The organism is Methylobacterium phyllosphaerae (assembly GCF_001936175.1).
Taxonomy (GTDB): Bacteria; Pseudomonadota; Alphaproteobacteria; order Rhizobiales; family Beijerinckiaceae; genus Methylobacterium; species Methylobacterium fujisawaense.
In genome coordinates this window covers 2,611,906-2,633,780 of sequence record NZ_CP015367.1, presented here as the reverse complement: position 1 = coordinate 2,633,780, position 21,875 = coordinate 2,611,906, and the positions used below count along the sequence as shown (strand labels likewise).

Genomic DNA, 21,875 nt, shown 5'->3' with positions numbered 1-21,875 from the left:
CGAAGCGCGTCGGTATTCGGGGCGTGGCGCAGCCTCTCACGCCGTATCGGCTGCGGCCCGCGATGCCATCGGCGCTCAAGGGAATCCGTCGTTGTCCGACGCTCCTCATACAAACGGCCGGAGCGTCGCTCCGGCCGTCATGGCGATGATGTGACGAAGGCTTAGCGCAGGATTAGCGCAGGAGCTGGAGGACGCCCTGCTGCGCGGAGTTGGCCAGGGACAGGGCGGAGATGCCCATCGACTGCCGGGTCGACAGCGCCTGGGAGTTGGCCGCTTCCTGGTTCAGATCGGCGTTGGTCAGGTTGGCCGAGCCGGTCTGCAGCACGTTGATCAGCTGTTTGGAAAAGTCCTGGCGGTTCTGCACGACCGACAGGTTCGAGCCGAGCGCGCTCGCCGCGGAGTTCAGCGTGTTGCCGGCGCTCGTCAGGGTCGACAGGGTCTTGTTGACGTCCGAGTTCAACAGGAAGTTGCCGAGGCCGTTCTGGCTGGACGTGCTGTTCGAGTTGGTGATCGACGACAGGCCCAGGCCGCTGGACGTGGCATCCACCGAGGCGACGTTCAGGTTCGAGCTGCCGGTGTCGTTGAACTTGATGTTCATGTCATTGCCCTTGCCGGCAATGAGGTTGACGCCGTTGTAGCTGGCATCGCCGGCGAGCTGCGTGATCTGGTTGAGCAGGTTGTTGTACTGGCTCGCCAGAGAGGCGCGCTGCGACACGCCGGAGATCGAGAGGTCGCTGGAGACGACGGTGGTGGCGGCGGTGCCGTAGGTCGAGGCGGTGGTGCTCGATCCGGTGAAGCCGAGCGCCGTCTGGCTGCCGGAGTTCTGAAACTCCACATCGGCCTGGGCGTTCAGGACGATCTTCGTGCCGGTGCTGTCGGCCGAGAAGATCGCGCCCGCGCCGAACGAGCCGCTGGACGAGGTCGACGCCGAGCTGACGGCGGCGTTCAGGGCCGCGACGGTGGCGCTGATGCTCGACGAGGCGGCGATGGTGGCCGACACGGAGGTGCCGTTGATGGTCAGGAGCACCGTCTGGGAGGCGGTGCTGGCGCTGTAGGCGTTGGCGGCGGTTCCGGTGGTGGAGAGCTGGGTCGAGAGGGCCTGGTTGGCGATGGACTTGGCCTGATCGACCAGCTTCTGGATCGAGGTGATGCCCTGGTTGGCGGCCTGGATCGTCTGGACGCCGTTGGAGATGCCGTCGAGCAGGGTGTTCAGGTTCGAGGACCGGGCGTCGAGGGACTGGGAGGTGAAGAAGTTGGTTGGGTTGTCGAGGGCGGAGTTGACCGTCTTGCCGGTGGCGAGGCGGTTCTGCGTGGTCGCCATCAGCTGGGCGGTATCCTGCAGGGAGAGCAGGTTCTGGCGTGTCGCGGCCGACAGGGTGATGGAAGACATGGATCGCTAACTTTCCAACCGGAGCAACCCGATTCTCGGGGATCGCTTAAGAATACCGCTTAAGGTTAAATACGGATTAACTGCGCGAGTATTTTCAGCGCCCCGCCGCTCCTTCCGAAACCCTGCGCCGGCGCTAGGCTCATCTGCCCGCTGCAGCACAGGCCGGTATCGGCCGATTGGAGACTTGATCACGCGCGGTCGCTCATGCCGCCTGATATCTCAGTGGTCGGACCGGTACGGCGAGCCGCGCGAAGGGAAGTCAATCGAGTGCGTAGCCGAGTAGGCCCTCGGTCGTATGCCCTTCACAGCCCGCGAGGGTCGATACGAAGTGATCGCGACCGCCGGCATTGCAGCGGTAGATGGGGTGGCTGCCGGGCCTGGGGGCCTCGTAGACGTAGCCGGTCTGCCCGAGCGGGGTCTGCCCCTCGCAGCGCACGTCCCGGCTGAGGAAGTGATCCTGTCCCGCCACGCAACTCATCAGTCTTGCGGTCCCGGGGGCCGAAAGCGTCAAGACGCTGCCGACGCTGCCCTCGGCCCTGTAGGCGGGCGCGACATAGCCCGTCGTGACCCAATGTCCGGCGGGACCAATGGCGCGCCGCAAGGGGAGACGGTCGGCACCGCGGGTCGCGCGCGCCTCGGCGATCCGCCACGTGCCCGGGTAAGGGTCGCCGCCCGAGAAGAAGACGGTGATGTCCGGCAGGAAGGGCGTGAGGCGCCCCGTACCGTCCCGCCGGAAGCCCGGACTGTGATTGAGATAGAAGCCGGTCACGTCGGAGTTCAGATAGCCGAGCGGCGTCCAACGTGCCGGTGACCCGCTCAACAGGACCTTCAAGGGCATCTTGAACAGGCCCATCTGGTAGGTCTCGCGGTCGGGGTTGCGGGCCGGATCCTTGCAGGCGACCTGATGGCACACGCGACCCGGAAGCCCGGTGATGACGTAGACGTCTCCCGTCTTGGCATCGTACGCGAAATCGGAGTTCGGATTGATGGTCGCTCCATCGGTCGTCCCGTTGGGGATCCGCACCGGCGCCCCGAAATGGATGCCGTCCGCGGTGTGACGGACGTAGAGATCGCCGAAGCCGGCAACGCCCTGTGGTCCGGTGAGGTCCGTCGTGAAGACGAAGAGACCGGACTTGCCGTCCGTGAACGACGCCGGCTGACCGGTGCCGTAATTGCCCTGCGCCACCGCCGGGTTGAGCGGCCTGATGACCGGTTCGGGATAGTCGACCCACGTCACCTTGTCGTTCGAGAATGCGAGACCGGTCTGATTGTTGTTCCCAGGCTGGTTGTCCGCGCCCGAATAGTACATCGCATAGGTGTAGGTCTGGCCGTCCCCTGGGTTGACGAAGCGGCCCCGGATCACGCTGGGATCACAGACGTATTGGCGGTTCCAGGAGCCGGGCGTCGGCTTGAACACGATCCGGGCCGGCGAGAAGCCGGTCTGCGGGTCGTAGGATCGATGGAAGATGACATCGGTCTGGCCCTGACCGCACCACCAGAAATCGGTGACGCCGTTCTCCGAGATGATGCTGGGCGCGTAATTGTAGCCGGCCGGATTCGCCTCGTTGACGAAGAGGGGCTGCGCGTCCGGTCCCTTCCAGTCGGCCTCGACCCGAGCCGGGAGGGCGAGCGACGCCAGCACCAGGCCGAAAAGGGCGCCGATGAGCAGGGCAGAACCGGGCTTCACTCTCACGATCTCCCGCGATGCGCGCCGTCCGTTTCAACGCCGGCCGGAGCACCTGTCCCGAGACTGGCGACCTGAATAAGGCGGCCCTGCAGCCGACGGCCTGAACGCCTGGATCGCGGGTGGGTCGGCATCCGACCGACGCCGACCCTATGGATCCTGCGCAGGGGCGACGGGGCGCCGGCAGTTCGGACGGAGGGCGCGACCCAGGAGCGATTGCCGGCCCAGGATCATCTCGAAGAAATCGTATTCTCCGGGCCTGAAATTGGCTTTCAGGAACTGGAAGTGCATGTGGAACGGCCGAAGACGCAAGCGCTTGTAGTCACATTCCGGTATCCGGTCCTTGACCCCAGCCGATCGTATCAATGGATTGTGGGCGAGAAAGGCCGGTCTCTCGAGACCGATGTCGAAAATGGGGTTGAACCCGTAGCAGTTGAGCCAATCCTGCGGCGCCTGATAGTCGCACCAGACGATGCGGTCGCTGTAGACGAGCGACGCGATGCGATCGCGGATTCCCACGGCTTCCTTCGGCAACGCGACGAAGGGAAGCCCCGAGCCCAGCGTGACCAGGGACAGGCGGGGTAGGGGCCGATCGTCCGTACCGAGGCGCGCGAGGATCCGGGCAGCGACCTCCACGGCCATGGCAGCGCCGAGGGAATGACCGACGATCATGACCTCATCGGGCGCCTCCGCCGGATGCGCACGCCATTGTGCCAGTTCCGTCAGGATTCGCTCGCTGAAGAGCGCGATTCGCGCCTCGTAATCCGGTCGCCGGCCCGTGGCATGCTGCCAGAAGAAGATGCGTATGCTCAGGATATGCCAGAAGAACAGCCGGCCCAGCGCCTTGCGGATGGCGTAGAGACCCGCGCCCGCGGCCACGGCGCAGATCAGCGCCGCCCCGACCGTTTCCATCGGCGATAACGGTTTCAGGACGGCGAAGAGCGCCGTGCCGGCCGAGATCAGCAGGGCCGGGACGACGAAGACGACGAAGAACGGAAAAGCGCTGAGCAGGGTGTAGGGCCATCCGAAGCGCGCCGTCTTGAAAAACAAGCCCTGTGCGAGCCCCGAAACGACGCTTCTTGCCAGCAGCGCCAGCTGGCGGAGCACGGGCCGGGAGAGATCCGCGTGGACAATGTCGCTCCAGATCAAGGTCTCGCAACAGACGGCGGCGCCGTCGCCATCGGCCGGCGGGCCGACCGTCCAGGTCCGGCTGAGACCGTCGGCGCTGGTCCGGATCTCCGAGACCGCGCGTGGCATGGTTCCGAACCGGGCCGTATGCCGGCCGAGTTCCCGTTTGAAGAACGCAGGAAACCGGATCCCGCTGCGGGCGTCGAAGCCGTGAATGAAGAAAACGTGCCGTCGCCCGACCGGTGCCGGATGAAGGTCTCTCAACTTGAATGGGGTGAACGATAAGTAGCCGCGGACCATAGGATCGGACAAGGACCTGAGCACGCGAAAGGATTGTGGCGGTCGACGGCGCCGATGGGCGCGCGCTCCATTGCACGACCGAGCGGGCTCCTCAACAGCCCGCCGCCGAAGACGGTTCCGCCGCGAGCCATCATTCATCATCCGGACGTCCTGGGGATCTCCCTCCCATGACAAGGGGGGCGAGGTCAAAAGGCGCTGGCAGGCTGGAGAAAGACTGGACTTGTGAAAACTGAACCTCCTACGGTGCGGGACGCGGGGGCAGTGTTCAAGATTCGCATGCGCTTTTCGGGGGCCTTGAGGGCGTTTCGCACCGGCGCCCTCCGACGTCACGGGCTCGGCCACCTCCAGGCTGGCTTCGATGCTGCGCCGAGCGGCTGCATCGTTCTGGTCGGGGACGCGCATGCGGCGCTCATGCCGCGACCGATCGTTCCGCGCCCGGTCCTGAACGCGGGCATCGCCGGAGCGACGGCGCGCTCCTGTGGCCGCGCCCTCGATCTGTTGCGCGCGCCCCTGCCGGCTCTGCTCGCCGTCCTGATCATCGGGACGAACGACATCCGTACCCGCTCGGCGCTGTCGAAGGCGGCGACCGACGACTTCTTCGGGCAGACAGACCGGATCGTCGATCGCCTCCAGGCCTGGACCCTCGATACGCTCGTGGCGGCGTTACCCCCGACCCCTGCCGCGAAGGCATCGGAACGCGACCCTGCCGCGGTCGAAGTCTATTCGGATTGCCTCCGCGCTGTCTGCGTGCGCCGCGGCGTCTCGTTCTTCGATCCGTTTGCGGGATTGCGCGGCGCCCGTTTCGGCTTGGCCGAGGATGACGCCTTCGTCGATGGCACCTACCTGCGGGATTACACGGCCGTCGCCGCCCGCATCGCCAGCCACGTCCGGACGCACTTCAAATCCGAGCCCTACCTGGACAGCGCGCTCCCGGGTTTCGATGAGGAATATTACAGGAGCTGGTACGCCGACACGTGTCGGTATCCCCACGGGCTGGCGCGGCACTACCTCGATCTGGGATGGCGCGAGGGGCGAGACCCGAGCGGACAGTTCAGCACCGACGGCTATCTCGAAGCCAACGCCGACGTCCGCGCCGCAGGCGTCAATCCGCTGATCCACTTTCTTGAAGTCGGCTTCGCGCAAGGTCGGACGGGTTGGCAGAAGCCGCACCCGCGTCCGACCCGCTCCCCCCACGGCGACCCGGACGCCTGAACCGAAGACGGCCCGACAGCCCGGGACGCGCTCGTGACGGCAACCGTCGCAAAGCTGCCGCAGATTGGCGGCCAGATGCTTCCATGCGCCTCCTCCTCGCCGCCCCTGTCCTCGTCCTCATCGCCACGGGCGCAGCAGCCGGCGATACGCGCCTGGACGGAGCCGTGGTTGCGGGCAGTTTCGGAATGGGGGGGTCGGACTATTACGGCGATGTCCGCAGTCGCATGCCGTTCACCCGCGACGCGCCGCCCAGTCCGGTCGGGATAACCGACATCGAGCGCGTCCGGGCCGCACGCCGGCGTGCGGATGCCGGCGCCCGCCGTCCGGCCCATCGCTCCGCCCGTCGCGGCTGAACCGCCCCGGGCCTGACACTCGGTCCCACTCGGTCCGTACGAAGCGAAGGGCCGGGTCGGCAGAACCGGGACTGGACGATCCGGCCAAGGGGCGCGCCGCCTCAGTTCCGGTAGCGTTCGGCGAGGGCCATGAGGGCCTGGGCGAGTTCGGTGAGGTTGGCGGAGGCGGCCTCGACCTGCCGGGTGCCGGCCGCGGTCTGCTGGCTGGCCTGGCGGATGTTCTGGAGCGCGCCCATCACCTGCTCGATGCCGAGCTGCTGCTGGTTGGTCGAGGCGACGATCTGCTGGAAGGTCTGGACGTTCTCCTCCACCCGGGCGGTGATCTCCTCGATGGTCCGCTGCGTCGTGTCCGAGCGCGTCTTGCCGGCGGCGGCGCGCTTGACCGCCTCCTCGGTGAGCATCACCGAGGTGTTGATGCCCCGCTGGATCTCGCCCAGGATCCCCCGCACCTGGCCGGTGGCCGCCTTGGCCTGATCGGCCAGGAGCTTCATCTCGGAGGCGACCACCGCGAAGCTGCGCCCGCTCTCGCCGGCCGCCGCCGCCTCGATGGCGGCGTTGAGCGCCAGCAGGTGCGTGCGCTCCGAGATGTCGTTGACCGTCTCGATGATGTCGCCGATCGTCTGGGTCTTCTCCGACAGGCTGACGATGTTGCCGGCCACCGCCTCCGCCTGCTCGCGGATCGCCTCCATGGCCTTGGCGGTGTCGGACACGGCGCGCAGGCCCTGGCGGGAGGTCTGCGCGGTCGCCTGGGCGGTGGCGATCACCTCGGTGGCCCGCTTGCTGATCTGCGCGCCCGAATGGGTGATCTCGTCGACCGTCGCCGCCGTCTCCTGCACCGCCGCGAATTGCTGCTCCACCGAGGCCGCCTGCTCCTGCGCCGAGGCGCGGATCTCCGCCGCCGCCGCGTTCAGGTCCGCCGTCGCCGCCCGGTTGGTCCGCGCCAGATCCGACAGACCCGCAACCATCGTGTTCAGCGTCGCTGAAAGTCGGCCCACTTCACCACCGGCGCGAACAGCCAACTGGCCGGACAGGTCGCCCTCGCCGACGCGGCCGACGAAGGCCATCACGCGCACCAGCGGCTGGACGATGAGGCGGTTGATGGCGATTCCGATCCCCAGGCAGATCAGGAGGGTGATGAGCGTTCCGCCCCACAGGGCGATGCTCTCGTTGCGCTCGCCCCGGGCCACGCGCTCGGCCAGAGCCGTCCGTACCACCTCTTCGAGGCCTTCGATGGCCGACAGCTTCTCGCGGAAGGTGTCGAACAGCTGCTTGCCCTGACCGTCGGCTTCGATGCGGACCGCCTCGGCCCGTTTCGCCGGATCGGCCGCCATGCGGAGGGCCGCCTCGCCGACCTCGGTCTGCCAGCTGCGAGCCGCCGCCACTGCGGCGGCGAGCAGGCGTGTCCGCTCCGCATCCTGACCGACGAGGCCCCTGAGCCGGTCGATCGCCTCGTCCAGCGTCTGACGGCCGGTTCGGTACGGTTCCAGGCTGCCGTCGCGCCCCGTGATCAGGTAGCCGCGCAACCCGGTTTCCTGGTTGAGCATGGCCGCGCGGAAGCTGTCGAGGGCGCGGACCAGCTGGTTTGACCGGCTTCGCGCGTCGGTCGCGTCCCGCAATTGATCGCCCGTAACCAGGACCGCACCGCTGCTGAGGACCGAGACCAGCGCGATGATCCCGATGGCACCGCCCAATATGCGGTTGAGACCCAGCGATTGGGGCATGGTCTGCTTCATCCTGCTCGGAGCTGCGGACGGCGCCGGATGGGCCGCGATCGAGGCATCGGGGCCTCTTAGCGCCGTCGCCCGGTCGATGCGAGGGACGGCCCTCCGTCCCGCCCCAGGCAAGTGGCGCAACGACGGTCGCCTGGCCCAGACACCGCCGCCTGGGCGCCGTGATCACCGGAGGGGCGGCTGCCGAACTCCAGACCGGAATTTACGAATTGTTCACCATCGAGCAAGTTGAACTTGTGCGGGCGAACCAATTCGTATGCATCTAAGCGCTGATATCCGGAGTTCTTGATCGTAACGGTTTTGCAACGAGCATTTGTGTCGCGGGAGATGCTGATTTCTTTCCTGATCGATACCGATCGCAAGGCTGATCCACTCGACGCGAACCTCAGGGCACGCGCGCGGATCGAGCAGCTCGACGTCGCCCTTCGTCTGGTGCCCTTCACGATTCTCGTGAGCCTGAGCGTCGTACAGGTCATCGTCTACCTGTTCTGGCAACCCGGGAACCGCGCCTATCTCGCGGGCCTGGAGGCCCTCGTCCTGCCGCTGGCGGTCGTCTCGCTCCGGCAGTGCTGGCGCTGGCGCTCGCAGCCCAAGCCGCTCGAGGTGCCATCCTCCTTCGTCAAGCGGCTCGTCCTCGCCGCGCAGATCTATGGCCTTCTCCTGGCCTCCATCCCGGTCATGCTGTTCGCCGGGGCCGATCCGAATGGGCGGCTCCTGATTGCCTCCAGCATGGCGGGCCTGATCGCGACGGGGATGAGCGCGGCGGTGCTGCCCCGAGTCGCCATCGGATATGCCGGCCTGATCATCGTCGGTTCGTTCATCGCCCTCGCGGCGACGGGCGAGGCCTTCTACATCTATGTCGGCGTTCTGCTGTTCTTCTATGCGAGCTTCATCTGCTTCACGATCCTGCACCTCAGCCGCCTGCTCACGATGCGCGTCATCGCGCAGATCGAGCTGGAGCGGCAGCAGGAATTCACCCATCTCCTGCTCAACGAGTTCGAGGAGAGTGCCAGCGATTGGCTCTGGGAGACGGATGCCGACCTGCGGCTGCAGCACGTCTCGCCGCGCCTGATCGAGGTCGCCGGTTCCTCCGAGCGACAGCTCATGGGCCTGCCGCTGGAACGCCTTCTGCTCCCGCCGCTGGCGCCGCCCAAGAGCCATTCGAGCACGGCTCTCTGGAGCTGCATCGCGGAGCGACGCGTTTTCCGGAATCTCCACCTGCAACTCGACATCGCCGGTGAGCGGCGGACCTGGTGCCTCTCCGGAAAGCCGACGTTCAACCGGGCCGGCGTGTTCTCAGGCTATCGCGGCGTCGGCTCCGATGTGACCGAGAAGCGGCGCTCCGAGGAGCGCCTGTCCTATCTCGCCCTGCACGATTCCCTGACCGATCTCCCCAACCGGGTTCTGTTCCACCAGCTTCAGGAGACGGCCCGGGCACGACTCGCGCAGGGCGACCGGTTCGCCGTGCTCGCCCTCGACCTCGACGAGTTCAAGAGCGTCAACGACACGTTCGGCCACGCCGTCGGCGACAAGCTCCTTACAGCCGTGGCCGAGCGGCTGCGGGGCTTCGAGAACGCCGACGTGCAACTCGCCCGCCTCGCGGGTGACGAGTTCGCGGTGCTCGCGGCCGGGCGGAGCGCCCGGGACCTGCACGCCATCGAGTCCCTCGCGAGCGGCATCGTCGAGGCGCTCGCCTCGCCATTCACCGTCGACGGCATTCGGCTGACCGTCAGTGTCAGCATCGGGATCGCCATCGCGCCACAGGACGGATGCCAGGAGATCATGCGGCGGGCCGATCTCGCTCTCTACCGCATGAAGAGCGAGGGGCGGAACGGTTACCGGTTCTACGAAGCCGAGATGGACGAGCGGATCGAGGCGCGGCGCGCCCTGACGTCCGATCTGCGGGGCGCGCTCGATCGGAACGAGTTCGTCCTCTACTTCCAGCCGATCGTGTCGGCCAAGGAGTGCCGCGTGGGTGGTTTCGAAGCGCTCCTGCGTTGGAAGCATCCCGCACGGGGCTTCGTCTCGCCGGGCGACTTCATTCCGCTCGCCGAGGAGACCGGCGTCATCATCCCCCTCGGGGAATGGATCCTCCGAGAGGCCTGCCGGATCGCCGCCGGCTGGCCGGAGGATGTCCGGATCGCCGTCAACCTCTCCCCCCGCCAGTTCCGGCATTCGGATCTGCCGCACCTCGTGCGCTCTGCCTTGCGGACGAGTGGACTGGCCGCCGCCCGCCTGGAACTGGAGGTCACCGAGTCGGTGTTCCTGGAGGCGACGCCGGCGATCAACGCCACCCTGTCCAGGCTGCGTGAGATGGGCGTGCGCCTGTCCCTGGACGATTTCGGGACCGGCTATTCGAGTCTCAGCTATCTGCGCCGGATCGCCTTCGACAAGATCAAGATCGACCAGAGCTTCGTCCGCGACCTGCCGCACGAGGGCAGCGCCGCCGCGATCGTGCGGGCCATCATCGACATGGCGACGCGCCTCGACATGACGATCACGGCGGAAGGGGTCGAGACGGACGCGCAGCGGATCTGCCTCCTCGACCAGGGATGCCACGAATTCCAGGGCTATCTCTTCAGCAAGCCGCTGCCGGCCGAGCAGGCGGCGGTTCTCGCGCGCAGCCGCAAGTTGCTTCCGACCGCCGTCCAGGCGGCGTGAGGTGCCGTCAGGCGCCGAGGGGCGCCACGCCGGCCGGGCTGGGCTCGCCCGTGACCGCGTGGGGCGACACCTTCGGCCAGTAGGGCAGGAAGCCCTCGACGATGGTGCGCGGGATATCGAGGGGCCGGTAGTGGACGGTATCCACGAACATCAGCGACTGCTCGCCGCGGCCGAGCAGGCCGTTGACCTCGCTGTGGATCTCGTGCGCCAAGGTCACGAATTTCCGGTTGTGGCTCGCGATGGAGATCCGGACGGTGACCGGCTCGAACTCCATGGCCTCCCGCCGGAAGTCGTGATGGAAGGACTTCGTCAGGATGTAGAAGTCCGTCGACTTCAGGTCGAAATCCGGCATGCAGACGTTGAAGAACAATTCGCGCGCCTTGCCGACCCAGCGCACGTAATTGGCGAAATAGACATTTCCGACCGAATTCGTATCGTCATAGGTCGGAATCAGGCGCAGGACGAACCAGTGGCCGTCGAAGCCGTGGGAGGCGACGGTGTCGGGCCGGTCGAGCGCGACGGGCACCGGCGCCGCCCGCGGCGCCCGCTCCGCCGCCGGAATCAACTGGTCGGCCGGCTGCGTTGCGCGCCATCCGAGGATCTGTGCGATCATCGGCAGGGCACCGATCAGCCCGATGAGCGGCGCGATGGCCAGGAGCGCCCAACTCGGCGCCAGATAGCCGGTGACGAAGATCAGGCACGCCGTCGCCCCGATCATGGCGTTGAGGACCGAGTCGTACCGCCGCGTCGCGCCGAGCGTCTCGCAGACAAGACAGGCCGCCGCGCCGACGAGGAGCGTGGCGAACGGCATCATCAGGTAGAGGAGCGAGAGATTCGCCCAGATCGCCGCCGCCGCCGTGGCGAGCGCCGCGCCCAGGATCCAGACCGGTGAGGACACGAGTCCCGCCGGCACGAAGGCGAGAAGCGGCGAATTGCTGCGCGCCGTGACCGAGGTCCCGAGCCACCGCGTGGCGTTGTAGAAGCTGTCGATCGTGGTGGCGGCCGCGATCGCCGTCCAGACCACGAAGGCGGCTGTCGCACCTGCCACGGATTCCCGCCCGATCGCCTGCGCCACGGCCGCATAGGCCCCCGGCAGCCCGTCCGACGAGACGACCGGCACGCCGAGCCCCGCCCGCGCTGCGAGTAGGGCATTGAGCGTCAGCAGTCCGAGGAACAGGACGGCGCCGGTGACATAGGCCACCCGCACGGATCCCCCCGAACGCCGGATCTCGAGGGCGCGCTGCCAATGCTGGATGTCCATCCACGGGCCGAGCAGGAAGCCGACCAGGGAGGGCACGACCAGACCGTAGAAGCGCTCGTCGAAGGCGTGGACCGGGACCGTCCAGCCGTCCGGATGCCGGGGCAGGTCAACCAAGAGCAGCGCGCAGGCCGACAGTCCGAGGACCAGGGCGACGCCGTGGATCGTCCGGAGGCCGCGCAGCGGAACCGCATGCGCGATCGAGCAGGCGATGAGGATCAGGGCGACCAGGCCGACCACGGAGTCGCGGCCGAACAGCGGAAGCCACGCATAGGCGGCGAAGCCGAAGATCGTGATGGCGACGGCGAAGAACTGGGCCCCGAGGAACAGGAGGGCGTAGGGACCCTGCACGGACGCGACAATCGTGTCGATGCGCCGCCGGGGAGCGCCGAGTAGCCATCCGAACAGGCCAAGGCCCGTGGCATTCGGCAGAGCGAAGGCAAGAAACCCGAGCCATCCATACGTGAGGGTCACGTGGATCGCGTAGAAAAATCCGAGCCCCCAGAACCACGACAAAGCAATCGTCGGCGCCCAGGTCGCTGAGCGAATGAATTGGGAAGGCATTGTGGCCGCGAGCGCTCCGTACCGAGTGTTGCAATAGCGTATCAGACTCGTTTCGGGAATATGTCCGGCAAAAAAGAAGGCGAATATAAGATCTTACCTGCACGAAAATGCATCGACCTGTCGACAAGCCGCGGCTGCGGCTCAGCGCGGGCACATTTCCGCTCGCCGCGTCCCGATGGACACGCGTTTGGGCCTCGGGCGCACGACCCGTCGCGGATTCCCGGGCGATTTGCCTAATCGGCGGGCGCCGGGCCGCTGCGAACCAGATCGACGAAATTGGCGATCAGCGGAGCCTTCGGGGCCATCCACAACGCGAAGACGTCGGCGCGGATGGGCGGCCCTTCGAGGGGCCTGTAGACCACATCCGCATGCGCCAGACGGGCGACGAATTCCGGGATGATGGCGATGCCGAGCCCCGATGCCACCAAGCTCGTCAACGAGGCCGCCTCGACGGCCTGATAGGTGATGGAGGGGACGAACCCGGCCTCTGCGCAGCAATCCCACAGGTAGTTGGCGAACAGGGAATCCGAGAGCCGCAGGAAGACGAATCGCTCGTCGCGAAGGTCGGAGAGGCGGAGCGCGCCCGTCGCCAAGCGGTGGCCCCTCGGCAGGACGACCCGTACGGTCTCGGTCCACGCGCAGACGCGGATTAGATCGGCATCCTCCGGGGGGCACCGCAGGAAGCTCAGGTCGGTCTGACCGGACTTCAGCATCGCGATCTGCCGATCCGGCGACATCTCGTGGATGCGGAGATCGACCGCCGGATAGGTGCGGGCGAAGTCCCAGAGCGCCGGGCCGAGCGGGCCGGCCAACATCGAGCCGGTCAGGCCGATGTTGATGATGCCGGCGGTGCCCGCGCCGATGGCACGCGCCCGTTCCACCGCTTCGCCGGCCCGCTCCAGAATGGCGAGCGCCTGGACGTGGAAATCGTGGCCGGCCCGGGTCAGCGTCACCCGCCGCGTGGTCCGCTCGAAGAGGGCAGTGCCGACCTCATCCTCCAGGTCGCGGATCTGCTGGCTGAGGGGTGGTTGCGCCACGCCGAGGCTCTCTGCGGCGGCCGTGAAGCTCAGATATTTGGCGACAGCCACGAAATAGCGGAGATGCCGGAGTTCCATCCCGCCATCTATATGCCCCGCCTATCAATTGGAATGAAAAAGATATTTGACGTCTAGATCGGCCGGAACGATTTTGCAGCTCGGCAAATCGAAACGATGCTGCGCGTCACGATCGCCCCGCGCGCCGCCATCGGGCTTCGGTCGCCAGTCCGAGGCTGCCCAGGGGAATTGCGATGCAGCGCGTGTTCGGGTCGCTTTTCGGGCAGGTGGTCGCGGCCCTGGTCCTCGGCGTCCTCGTCGGGCGGCTGTGGCCGGACTTTGCAGTCAGCCTGAAGCCCCTCGGCGACGTCTTCATCAAGCTCATCAAGATGGTCGTCGCGCCGCTGGTGTTCGGTGTCGTGGTGCATGGCATCGTCGGCGCCGGCGATCTGCGGAAGGTTGGGCGCGTCGGCCTCAAATCCCTGATCTACTTCGAGGTGGTGACGACCATCGCGCTCGCGCTCGGGCTGGTCCTCGCCTACGTCTTCGCGCCCGGCCAGGGCATGAACGTCGACCTGGCGAAGCTGGATGCCAATTCGCTCTCCAGCTACACCGACCGGGTCGGACAGGTCACGGGAACCGTCGATTTCTTGATGAAGCTGGTGCCGACGACCTTCGTCGACGCCTTCGCGAAGGGCGACATCCTCCAGGTTTTGCTTCTCGCGATCCTGTTCGGGTCCGGCCTCTCGCTCCTCGGCGAGCGCGGCAAGCCCCTGGCCGACAGCCTGGAGCGCATCACCGAAGTCCTGTTCCGGATCATCGGCTTCATCGTGCGGCTCGCGCCGCTCGGCGTGCTCGGCGCCGTCGCGTTCACGGTCGGCAAGTACGGCGTCGGATCCCTGAAGCAGCTCAGCATGCTGGTCGTGCTGTTCTACGGGGGCGTCGCGGCCTTCGTGATCGTCGTGCTCGGCGGCATCATGCGGCTCGCGGGCTTCAGCATCTTCAAGCTGCTCGCCTATCTGCGTGAGGAACTGACCGTCGTGGCCGGCACCGCATCCTCCGACTGCGTGCTGCCGCAGGTCATGCGCAAGATGGAGCGGCTCGGCATCAAGGAATCGACCGTCGGCCTCGTGATCCCGACCGGCTACTCCTTCAACCTGGATGCCTTCTCGCTCTACCTGACCCTGGCCACGGTGTTCATCGCGCAGGCGACCAACACCGACCTGTCCTTCGGTCATCTGATGCTGATCCTCGGCATCGCCCTTCTGACGTCCAAGGGCGCCCACGGCGTGCCCGGCTCGGCGATCGTGGTCCTCGCCGCGACGCTGTCGGCGGTCCCGGAGATCCCAGTGATCGGTCTGGTCCTCGTCCTGTCGGTCGACTGGTTCGTCGGCATCGCCCGTGCCCTCGGAAACCTCATCGGCAATTGCGTGGCGACCGTCGTCATCGCAGCCTGGGAGGGCGATATCGATCGCGCCCAGGCTCACCGGGTCCTGAACGGCGAGGACACGGCCGACACCGCGGCAATCCTCGAGGCCCCCGTCGCGCAGCCGCACACCGCGTGACCGATCCGGGGCAGCCGATTACAGCTTGAAGCCGAATCCCGGAGACCGACCATGAGCGCTGGAGCCTACAACCCCCCGTGCGGCGGCCTGCCCGGCCAGACGGCGCTGATGACCGGCCGCGCCGTGTTCACCGAGGCCTACGCGGTCATCCCCCACGGGGTGATGAGCGACATCGTCACGAGCCTCCTGCCGGGCTGGGAGGGGACCCGGGCCTGGATCCTGGCACGGCCGCTCTCGGGCTTCGCCGAAACCTTCGCCCAGTACCTCATGGAGGTCGCCCCGGGCGGCGGCAGCGAGACTCCCGAGCCGGAGGCTCAGGCGCAGGGCGTGCTGTTCGTGGTCGCGGGCACGGCGAGCCTCACCCTCGACGGCGCCCGGCACGCCCTGCGGCCGGGCAGCTACGCCTATCTCTCCCCCGGCGCGGCGTGGTCCCTGCGCAACGACGGCGACGGGCCCGTGCGCTTCCACTGGATCCGCAAGGCCTACCAGCCGGCGGCGGGGCTGGACGCGCCGCCCTCGTTCGTGACGCACGAATCGGCGGTCGAGCCGACCGGCATGGTCGGCACCGACGGCGCCTGGGCGACCACCCGCTTCGTGGGCTCCGACGATCTGCGCCACGACATGCACGTGAACATCGTCAGCCTGCGGCCGGGCGCCTCGATTCCGTTCGAGGAGACCCACGTGATGGAGCACGGGCTGTTCGTGCTGGAGGGCAAGGCGGTCTACCGACTCAACCGCGACTGGGTCGAGGTCGCGGCGGGCGACTTCATGTGGCTGCGCGCCTTCTGCCCGCAGGCCTGCTACGCGGGCGGGCCCGGCCCGTTCCGCTACCTCCTCTACAAGGACGTCAACCGCCATCCGGCGCTCGCGCCGCGCGGACTCGGCCGTTGAGCGCGGACGCGCGCGGGATCGTCGCCCAGCCTCTGACCGCGGCGGCCTTCGCCCCGTTCGGCACGGTCATCGACGCGGCTGCCGTGGCGCCGCGGCCGATGAATGCCGGGATGGCCCGCCGCTTCCACGATCTCGCCGAGATCGAGGTCGTGGGGGAGGGCGCGCGCGTGGTGATCGGCTTGGTGGAGGCGCAGCCCTATCCGCTGCCGCTGCGCCTCGGCCTGGTGGAGCGGCATCCGCTCGGCGCGCAGGCGTTCCTGCCGCTGAGCGCGGCGCCGTTCCTGGTCGTGGTCTGCCCGGACGAAGAGGGCCGGCCCGGGCGGCCGCAGGCCTTCGTCACCGCGCCCCGCCAGGGAATCTGCTACGCCCGCAACACGTGGCACGGGGTGCTCACGCCCTACGGTCAGCCACAGGATTTCGTCGTGGTCGACCGCGGAGGCCCGGGCGTGAACCTCGAGGAACACACCTTCGCCGAGCCCTGGCCGGTAAATCTGCCCGGCCTGGACTGAAGGCGGACGCAGACCGCGCCTGTGGCGCGCCAAAACGACGGCGATTCCGTCGCGCAGGCGGTCTCGCGCGGTCGGGACCGCTTTTGGCGGCGCTCGGCGTGTCAGGGGCGCCCAGATGCAATCAATCCCGGGGGTGGGGCCGCGAAAGTCCGTTGACTGGCACCGGTCAGCGGCTATCGAGGCCGCAACGATGGAGTCCGCACCAACGCGGACCCGAGGAAACGCCGGGCCCGCGGGCCCGCACCGGAAAGGCCGCCATGTCCCTGTCCCGCACGCCCCTGTCCCGCCGGCGATTCCTCGCCACCGGCTCGACGGCGCTCATCGCCGGCACCGTGGCGGCGCCGCACGTGGCGCGGGCGCAGAAGGCGGAGTTCACCTACAAATACGCCAACAACCTTCCCGACACGCACCCGATGAACATCCGCGCCCGCGAGATGGCGGAGGCGCTCCGCACGGAGACCGGCGGCCGGTTCGACCTCAAGATCTTCCCGACGAGCCAGCTCGGCTCCGACACCGACACGTTGAGCCAGCTGCGCTCGGGCAGCGTCGAGTTCTTCACGATGTCGCCGCTAATCCTCTCGACCCTGGTCCCGAACGCGTCGATCAACGGCATCGGCTACGCCTTCCCGAGCTACGACGCCGTCTGGCCGGCCATGGACGGCGAGCTCGGCGCCTGGGTCCGCCAGCAGATCGCCAAGTCCGGCCTCGTCGCCATGGAGAAGATCTGGGACAACGGCTACCGCCAGACCACTTCGTCGACCCGGCCGATCGCCACGCCCGACGATTTCAAGAGCTTCCGGATCCGCGTCCCGGTCTCGCCGCTCTGGACCTCGATGTTCAAAGCCTTCGACGCCGCGCCCGCCTCGATCAACCTCAACGAGACCTACTCGGCCCTGCAGACCAAGATCGTTGAGGGCCAGGAGAACCCGCTCGCGGTCATCTCCACGACGAAGTTCTACGAGGTGCAGAAGTACTGCTCGCTCACCAACCACATGTGGGACGGGTACTGGTTCCTGGCGAACCGCCGCGCCTGGGAGCGGCTGCCGCCGGATCTGCGCGAGACGGTGGCCCGCCACATCAACGCCGCCGGGATGAAGGAGCGGGCCGACGTTGCCCAGCTCAACGCCAACCTGCAGGCGGAGCTCTCGAAGAACGGCATGGTCTTCAACAAGCCCGATCCGGAGCCCTTCCGCGACAAGCTGCGCAAGGCCGGCTTCTACGCCGAGTGGAAGGGGCGGTACGGCGACGAGGGCTGGTCGCTGCTGGAGAAGGCCTGCGGGAAGCTCACCTGATGAGCGCCGCGGGGGCGCCGCGCGGCGGGGTCGCGCCGTGCTCCCGGCGGGTGATGAACCTCGCGCACTTCCTGCGCCGGGCCGCGCGCCGCTTCCCGGATGCGGTGGGGCTCGCCTGGGGCGCGCGCAGTTGGACCTGGGCCGAGCTCGACGCCCGGGTCGACGCCATGGCGGCGGCGCTCGCCGCCCGCGGCGTGACCAAGGGCGACCGCGTCCTGGTCCAGGCGCGCAACAGCAACCAGCTCTTCGAGTCGATGTTCGTCTGCTTCCGGCTCGGCGCCGTCTGGGTGCCGACCAACTTCCGGCAGACGCCGCCGGAGGTCGCGTATCTCGCGAGCGCCAGCGGTGCCTCCGCGCTCATCTGCGGGGCCGGCTTTCCGGACCATGCCGCCGCCGTGCGCGCGGCCTGCCCGGACCTGAACCGCGTCGTCGAGATCGGCGGCACGGCCTTCGGGGCGGATTACGACGCGCTGGTCGCTGAACATCTGGGCCGCGCCGCGTCCGTTTCCGGCGTCGAGCACGACGATCCGTGCTGGTTCTTCTTCACGTCCGGCACGACCGGCCGGCCGAAGGCGGCGGTGCTCACACACGGCCAGATGGCCTTCGTCGTCACCAACCACCTCTGCGACCTGATGCCGGGCACCACCGAGGCCGACGCGTCCCTGGTCGTGGCCCCCCTCTCGCACGGCGCCGGCATCCACCAGCTCGCGCAGGTCGCGGCCGGTACGAAGACGGTGCTCACCGCCGGCGAGCGGCTGGATCCCGAAGAAGTCTGGGCGCTCGTTGAGCGTTGGCGCATCGCGAACCTCTTCACCGTGCCGACCATCGTGAAGCTGCTGACCGAACATCCGGCCGTGGAGGCGCACGATCATTCCAGCCTGCGGCACGTGATCTACGCGGGCGCGCCGATGTACAGGGCGGATCAGCAGCACGCGCTGCGTGTGCTCGGCCCGGTGCTGGTGCAATATTTCGGCCTCGGCGAGGTGACCGGCAACATCACCGTGCTGCCGCCCCGCCTGCACGCGGCCGAGGACGGCCCCGCTGTGAAAGTCGGCACCTGCGGCGTCGAACGCACGGGCATGCAGGTTCAGATCCAGGACACGGAGGGGCGCGAATTGCCGCCCGGTGAGACCGGCGAGATCTGTGTCTGCGGCCCGGCCGTCTTCGCGGGCTACTACGACAACCCGGAGGCCAACGCGGCGGCGTTCCGCGACGGCTGGTTCCGGACCGGGGACCTCGGCCATTGCGACGCGGAAGGCTTCCTGTTCATCACCGGCCGCGCCTCGGACATGTACATCTCGGGCGGCTCGAACGTGTATCCGCGCGAGATCGAGGAGAAGCTCCTGACGCATCCGGCGATCTCCGAGGCCGCGATCCTGGGCGTGCCCGACCGCGCCTGGGGCGAAGTCGGTGTTGCGGTCTGCGTCGCGCGTCCCGGGGCGTCGGTGGAAGAGGGGGAATTGATCGCGTGGCTGTCCGCCGCGGTCGCCCGCTACAAGCTGCCCCGGCGTGTGTTCTTCTGGGAAGCCCTTCCGAAATCCGGCTACGGCAAGATAACGAAGCGCGCGATCCGCGCGGAACTCGAGTCGCGCGGTGATCTGCCCCTCGAAAAGCCGGCCCAGGCGTCGGATCGGTAGACGTCTGGCGGACGGCTCTCACGGCGTCGTCGCGCGCGCGGCGACGCAGATCGGCGTCGCGGGAGATCGGCGGCCGTGGCACCGCTGGATCGCTGCGCTGCCCGCGGAGACGTCCAGACCCACCACAGTGCAGCTTGCGCATTGAGCGGGCTGCGCAGACCGCACTGCACACGTCGCCGAGATCGCCACACCGTCCTGATTCCGGCGTCTGTTAACGTCCCATCCCGAAAGCATGTTTTCGCTGCATGACAGCCCGAACGCGCAGCCTCTGACACGCGCTCGCAAACCGGCTCATATTGCATCGCAACACGCCGGGCGCCCCGCCCGGGCATGACCGGGATCGGGTACGATGACCACCCTCGCGAATCTCGTCGGCTTCCGCACCCAGAGCGGCGCGCCGCTCCTCGCGCAGATCGCCGGGCGCTTTGGCGTCGCGATGCGCCGCGCCGCGGCCGGGCGCTACGCCGAGCAGCGCGACCGCATCGTGCGCACCGGCGGCGCCGGCATGATCTGAGTCCTCAGGCGCGTCTCAGCGCAGGCGCGCCCGTGCAGTCTCCGCCACCGCCTCCGCGGTGATGCCGAAATGGCGGAACAGGTCTTCCGGCGCTCCCGAGGCGCCGAAGCCGGTCATGCCGACGAAGCCGCCATCCTCGCCGATCCAGCGGTCCCAGCCGAAGCGAAGAGCGGCTTCGACTGCCACCCGCACGGTATCGCGGGGAATGACGCTCGCGCGATACGCGGCATCCTGCGCGGCGAAGGCTTCCCAGGAGGGCATGGAGACGACGGCGGTCGGCACACCCTCGGCCTGCAGCATCGCGCGGGCCGTAAGCGCCAGCGCGACCTCCGAGCCGGTCCCGATCAGCGTCACCCGCCGGGGACCCGAGGCCTCCGCCAGAACGTAGGCGCCCCGCGCGCTCCGGTTCTCCTCGATGCCCGGCCCGCGGAGTGCCGGCAGAGCCTGGCGCGAGCAGACGAGCGATGTCGGGCCGGTCCGGTTGGCCAGGGCCATCTCCCAGCATTCGGCGGTCTCGACCGCGTCGGCCGGGCGCAGCACCAGCATGTTGGGGATGGCCCGCAGGGACGCGAGGTACTCGACCGGCTGATGGGTCGGTCCGTTGCGGCCGATGGCGATCGAATCGTGGCTGTAGACGGTGATGACCGGCAGGTTCATCAGCGCCGCCATGCGCAGGGACGGCCGCATATAGTCGGAGAAGACCAGATAGGTCGCGCCCACCGGCACCAGCCCGCGATGGGCCGCGATGCCGTTCATCATCGCGCCCATCGCGTGCTCGCGGATGCCGTAATGCAGGTAGCGGCCCGACCGGTCCTGGGCCGTGAAGGCGTGGAGCGCGCCCTTGTGCTTCGTCGGCCCCTCCAGATCCGGGGCGCCCGAGAACAGTTCGGGCATGCCGTCGGACACGGCGGCGACGATCTCGGCGGAGACCTCGATGCTGGGCCGCGCCGCCCCGGCCTCGGCGAAGCGGTCGCGCAGCCCGCGGAGCGGCGCATGCCAGCCCTCAGGAAGGCGGGCGTCGGAAACTCGGTCGAATTCCGCCCGCACCTCGGCCGGCAGGGCGTCCCGGCGCCTCGTCCAGGTGGTGTAGCCGTCGCGGTTGCGGCCGGAAACGCCGGCCTGCCACGCCGCGGCGACATCGTCGGGCACGGTGAAGGGCGGGTGATCCCACCCCCGGGCGGCCCGCGCCTCGGCGCAGTCACTGGCGAGCACGCGCCCGCCATGGGCGCCGCGCTGGCCCTCGAGGCGCGGCAGGCCCCGCCCGATCACGGTGCGGCAGGCGATCAGGGTCGGGCGCGGGTCGCCCTGGGCGAGCCGGATCGCCGCCGAGACCGCCACGACGTCGTGCCCGTCGGCGTCGATCACCTGCCAGTCGGCGGCGCGGAAGCGCGCGCGGACGTCCTCCGAGATGGACAGGTCGGTGGCGCCGTCGTCGGTGATGCGGTTGTCGTCCCACAGGAAGGTGAGCTTTCCCAGGCGCAGATGGCCGGCCAGCGAGATCACCTCGTGGGCGATGCCTTCCTGCAGGCAGCCGTCGCCAACCAGGGCGTAGGTGCGGTGATCCACCAGATCGGAGCCGAAGGTCGCCGCGAGCCTGGCCTCGGCCACCGCCATGCCGACGGCGTTGGCGATGCCCTGTCCGAGCGGGCCGGTGGTCGCCTCGATCCCGAGTTCCGGGGCGATTTCCGGATGGCCGTGGGTGTGGGCGCCGAGCTCGCGGAACCGCCGGATCTGCTCCATCGGCAGGCCTTCATAGCCGGCGAGATGGAGGGCCGCGTAGAGCAGCATGGAGCCGTGGCCGTTCGAGAGGACGAAGCGGTCGCGGTCGGGCCAGACCGGGTCGGCGGGGTTGCAGCGCAGATGGCGGGTGAACAGCGCCACGGCGATCTCGGCGCAGCCGAGGGGCGCGCCGGGATGCCCGTCCCCAACCCGCTCGATGGCGTCGAGGGCGAGGAAGCGGATCGCGTCGGCCATCCGGGCCGTGAGCAGGGCATCGGGCGTGTCGGGCATGGGTCTGGCTCGGGCGGTGCGAATTTTCGGCGCGCGAAGGCCGCCCGGGCGGCACCGCGGCGGCCCGGGATGGATCTCGGTCTGTGTTCTGACCCGCCGTCCCGCGCCGATCCGGCATCCGCCGGGGCGCAGAGCCTTCAGGT

16 protein-coding genes are annotated in these 21,875 nt (G+C 68.4%); 9 read left to right on the top strand and 7 right to left on the bottom strand.

Annotation, left to right across the window (positions count from 1 at the left end; genetic code table 11):
• Nucleotides 1–172: 172 nt before the first annotated feature.
• From MCBMB27_RS11800 to MCBMB27_RS11790, 3 genes are all read right to left on the bottom strand, one after another.
• Complete coding sequence (locus MCBMB27_RS11800; protein ID WP_043346491.1) at nucleotides 173–1,390, bottom strand: flagellin N-terminal helical domain-containing protein; 1,218 nt, start codon at nucleotides 1,388–1,390, stop codon at nucleotides 173–175.
• A gap of 259 nt (nucleotides 1,391–1,649) precedes the next feature.
• On the bottom strand, nucleotides 1,650–3,077 hold the full coding sequence (locus tag MCBMB27_RS11795) for a hypothetical protein (protein WP_091955485.1): 1,428 nt from the start codon (nucleotides 3,075–3,077) through the stop codon (nucleotides 1,650–1,652).
• Nucleotides 3,078–3,224: 147 nt separating this feature from the next.
• Nucleotides 3,225–4,502, bottom strand: coding sequence for a lipase family protein (locus MCBMB27_RS11790; RefSeq protein ID WP_075380485.1), 1,278 nt, complete (start codon nucleotides 4,500–4,502; stop codon nucleotides 3,225–3,227).
• Nucleotides 4,503–4,763: 261 nt separating this feature from the next.
• Here MCBMB27_RS11790 and MCBMB27_RS11785 point away from each other — a divergent pair, with 261 nt between their 5' ends.
• Together MCBMB27_RS11785 and MCBMB27_RS11780 are read left to right on the top strand one after the other, a co-directional pair.
• Nucleotides 4,764–5,714, top strand: a complete 951-nt coding sequence (locus MCBMB27_RS11785) for an SGNH/GDSL hydrolase family protein (protein ID WP_236952955.1) — start codon at nucleotides 4,764–4,766, stop codon at nucleotides 5,712–5,714.
• Nucleotides 5,715–5,797: 83 nt separating this feature from the next.
• Nucleotides 5,798–6,067 (top strand): hypothetical protein, encoded by a 270-nt coding sequence (locus MCBMB27_RS11780; protein ID WP_043346497.1) that lies wholly within the window; start codon nucleotides 5,798–5,800, stop codon nucleotides 6,065–6,067.
• A 101-nt stretch (nucleotides 6,068–6,168) separates the two neighbouring features.
• Here MCBMB27_RS11780 and MCBMB27_RS11775 read toward each other — a convergent pair whose 3' ends face one another.
• Complete coding sequence (locus tag MCBMB27_RS11775) at nucleotides 6,169–7,788, bottom strand: methyl-accepting chemotaxis protein (RefSeq protein WP_075381939.1); 1,620 nt, start codon at nucleotides 7,786–7,788, stop codon at nucleotides 6,169–6,171.
• Between the two features lie 336 nt (nucleotides 7,789–8,124).
• On the opposite strand from MCBMB27_RS11775, the gene MCBMB27_RS11770 reads away from it, so the two are divergent.
• Entirely contained in the window at nucleotides 8,125–10,458 is a 2,334-nt protein-coding gene (locus tag MCBMB27_RS11770) for a putative bifunctional diguanylate cyclase/phosphodiesterase (RefSeq protein WP_075381938.1), read from the top strand.
• 7 nt (nucleotides 10,459–10,465) lie between these two features.
• On the opposite strand, the gene MCBMB27_RS11765 is transcribed toward MCBMB27_RS11770, so the two are convergent.
• Nucleotides 10,466–12,232 (bottom strand): acyl-CoA thioesterase, encoded by a 1,767-nt coding sequence (locus MCBMB27_RS11765; protein WP_335633087.1) that lies wholly within the window; start codon nucleotides 12,230–12,232, stop codon nucleotides 10,466–10,468.
• Between the two features lie 281 nt (nucleotides 12,233–12,513).
• The gene (locus MCBMB27_RS11760; protein WP_075380482.1) at nucleotides 12,514–13,395 is read right to left on the bottom strand and encodes a LysR family transcriptional regulator; all 882 of its coding nucleotides are present in this window, start codon (nucleotides 13,393–13,395) and stop codon (nucleotides 12,514–12,516) included.
• A 173-nt stretch (nucleotides 13,396–13,568) separates the two neighbouring features.
• On the opposite strand from MCBMB27_RS11760, the gene MCBMB27_RS11755 reads away from it, so the two are divergent.
• The 6 genes from MCBMB27_RS11755 (at nucleotide 13,569) to MCBMB27_RS30220 (ending at nucleotide 19,722) form a co-directional block, all read left to right on the top strand.
• Complete coding sequence (locus MCBMB27_RS11755) at nucleotides 13,569–14,879, top strand: dicarboxylate/amino acid:cation symporter (protein WP_043758232.1); 1,311 nt, start codon at nucleotides 13,569–13,571, stop codon at nucleotides 14,877–14,879.
• 51 nt (nucleotides 14,880–14,930) lie between these two features.
• Nucleotides 14,931–15,770 (top strand): bifunctional allantoicase/(S)-ureidoglycine aminohydrolase, encoded by an 840-nt coding sequence (locus tag MCBMB27_RS11750; RefSeq protein ID WP_075380481.1) that lies wholly within the window; start codon nucleotides 14,931–14,933, stop codon nucleotides 15,768–15,770.
• The gene (locus MCBMB27_RS11745) at nucleotides 15,767–16,279 is read left to right on the top strand and encodes an ureidoglycolate lyase (protein WP_075380480.1); all 513 of its coding nucleotides are present in this window, start codon (nucleotides 15,767–15,769) and stop codon (nucleotides 16,277–16,279) included. The genes MCBMB27_RS11750 and MCBMB27_RS11745 overlap by 4 nt, the downstream gene beginning before the upstream one ends.
• A gap of 257 nt (nucleotides 16,280–16,536) precedes the next feature.
• Nucleotides 16,537–17,571: a TRAP transporter substrate-binding protein gene (locus tag MCBMB27_RS11740; RefSeq protein WP_043758226.1), complete on the top strand. Its 1,035-nt coding sequence runs from the start codon at nucleotides 16,537–16,539 to the stop codon at nucleotides 17,569–17,571.
• The gene (locus tag MCBMB27_RS11735) at nucleotides 17,571–19,208 is read left to right on the top strand and encodes an acyl-CoA synthetase (RefSeq protein WP_075380479.1); all 1,638 of its coding nucleotides are present in this window, start codon (nucleotides 17,571–17,573) and stop codon (nucleotides 19,206–19,208) included. Before MCBMB27_RS11740 ends, MCBMB27_RS11735 begins: the two co-directional genes overlap by 1 nt.
• Before the next feature lie 349 nt (nucleotides 19,209–19,557).
• On the top strand, nucleotides 19,558–19,722 hold the full coding sequence (locus tag MCBMB27_RS30220) for a hypothetical protein (RefSeq protein WP_167337807.1): 165 nt from the start codon (nucleotides 19,558–19,560) through the stop codon (nucleotides 19,720–19,722).
• Between the two features lie 15 nt (nucleotides 19,723–19,737).
• Here the strand turns inward: MCBMB27_RS30220 and tkt are convergent, their stop codons facing one another.
• A complete protein-coding gene (tkt, locus tag MCBMB27_RS11730) occupies nucleotides 19,738–21,732 on the bottom strand; it encodes a transketolase (protein WP_075380478.1) in 1,995 nt (664 codons plus the stop codon).
• Between the last annotated feature and the right edge of the window lie 143 nt (nucleotides 21,733–21,875).